General features: G+C 63.4%; 2 protein-coding genes. Both read left to right on the forward strand.

Translation table 11 applies throughout. From position 1 onward, the window contains the following. The first annotated feature begins 67 nt into the window (after positions 1–67). A complete protein-coding gene (locus tag C8J39_RS00660) occupies positions 68–1,114 on the forward strand; it encodes an IS110 family transposase (RefSeq protein ID WP_056059438.1) in 1,047 nt (348 codons plus the stop codon). A gap of 123 nt (positions 1,115–1,237) precedes the next feature. Further along, on the forward strand, positions 1,238–1,439 hold a 202-nt coding region (locus tag C8J39_RS18900), incomplete at its 3' end, for a hypothetical protein (RefSeq protein WP_207897201.1).

Raw genomic sequence — 1,439 nt, forward strand, 5'->3', positions numbered from 1 at the left:
CCCTTCACGTACGATGCCTGGATCGGGGTCGACCTGACCTCGTGCATCGAGGGAAGGAGTGAGAGCGATGACGCATTTCGTGGGTCTGGACGTCTCGGTGAAGGAGACGTCGGTGTGCGTGGTAGACGATGCGGGCAAGGTGGTGTGCGAGCGCAAGGTACCGACCGAACCCGATGACATTGCCGTGCTGTTGACGTCGGTCGGTGGCGATTATGTTCGGGTCGGGATCGAGGCCGGGCCGCTGTCGCAGTGGTTGGTCAATGGCCTTAGCGAGGCGGGGCTGCCGGTTATCTGCGTCGAGACCCGCCACATGAAGGCGCTGTTGCAGGCGCAGCAGATCAACAAATCCGATCGCAACGATGCCCGCGGGATCGCCCAGATGATGCGGGTCGGCCTGTTCAAGCCGGTGCACGTGAAGACGCTGGCCGCGCAGGAACAGCGGATGCTGCTGACCAGCCGCAAGCTGGTGCAGCGCAAGCTGATCGACATCGAGTCCGACATGCGCGGCACGTTGCGCAACTTCGGCCTCAAGGTCGGTGTCGTCAGTACGATCGGTTACGAGGCCCGGATTCGTCAGCTGGTCGAGAGCTTTCCGAGACTGGCGGTGATCGTCGAGCCGTTGCTGACGGTGCGGCGGGTGATGCGCCAGCAACTGGCCACCCTCCACAAGATGCTGCTCGACACGGTCCGGCATGATCCGGTCTGCAAACGGTTGATGACCGCGCCCGGCGTCGGCCCGGTGGTGGCTCTCACCTACCGTGCCTCGATCGACCAACCTCAGCGCTTCGTTCATTCCAGAGCGGTCGGCGCCCATCTCGGGTTGACGCCCCGGCGACATCAGTCGGGCGAGGTCGACTATGACGGCGGCATCTCCAAGTCCGGCGACACCATGCTGCGAACGATGCTGTACGAAGCGGCGCAGATTCTGATGACCCAGAGCCGGCATTGGTCGTGGCTTAAGGCCTGGGGGATGAAGGTCGCCCAGCGCCGGGGTATGCGGCGCGCCATTGTTGCCGTTGCGCGCCGCCTGGCCGTCGTCCTCCACCGCATGTGGACGGACGGCACCGACTTCCGCTGGGGAAGCGAACCCGGCACCGCGATCGCGGTCGCCTGATACGATCTCAGAAAGGAGCTTTCACGGTTCTGCCTCGGCAGGAAGAGGTCCTCACGGGGACGAAGGTGGTGTGAGATCGTAGCGTCCGCAGCCCTGTCGCCAGCGACAAGGGCGTCCAAAAGATTGATCCACACCGCTTTCTCTTACCCCATCATGGGGCGGCTACGTGCCGACCCCGGAGAGAAGCACGAACCCCGTGTGGCGATCTCAAGCCCGGTAGAAAAACAGTATTTGTATTTTCGTCGCCTACCAATTCCTCAAACCGGCGCACTCGCGGCGGCGGAGAGTGGTCTGCGCCTGTTGACTCAGGCCGCGATAGAGAAGC

The sequence above is a fragment of the Sphingomonas sp. PP-CC-1A-547 genome, from assembly GCF_003610375.1.
Classification (GTDB): domain Bacteria; phylum Pseudomonadota; class Alphaproteobacteria; order Sphingomonadales; family Sphingomonadaceae; genus Sphingomonas.

What these genes read in the sequence shown, in the direction of transcription:
- C8J39_RS00660 (WP_056059438.1), top strand. Translation starts at nt 68, where the DNA reads ATGACGCATTTCGTGGGTCTGGACGTCTCGGTGAAGGAGACGTCGGTG.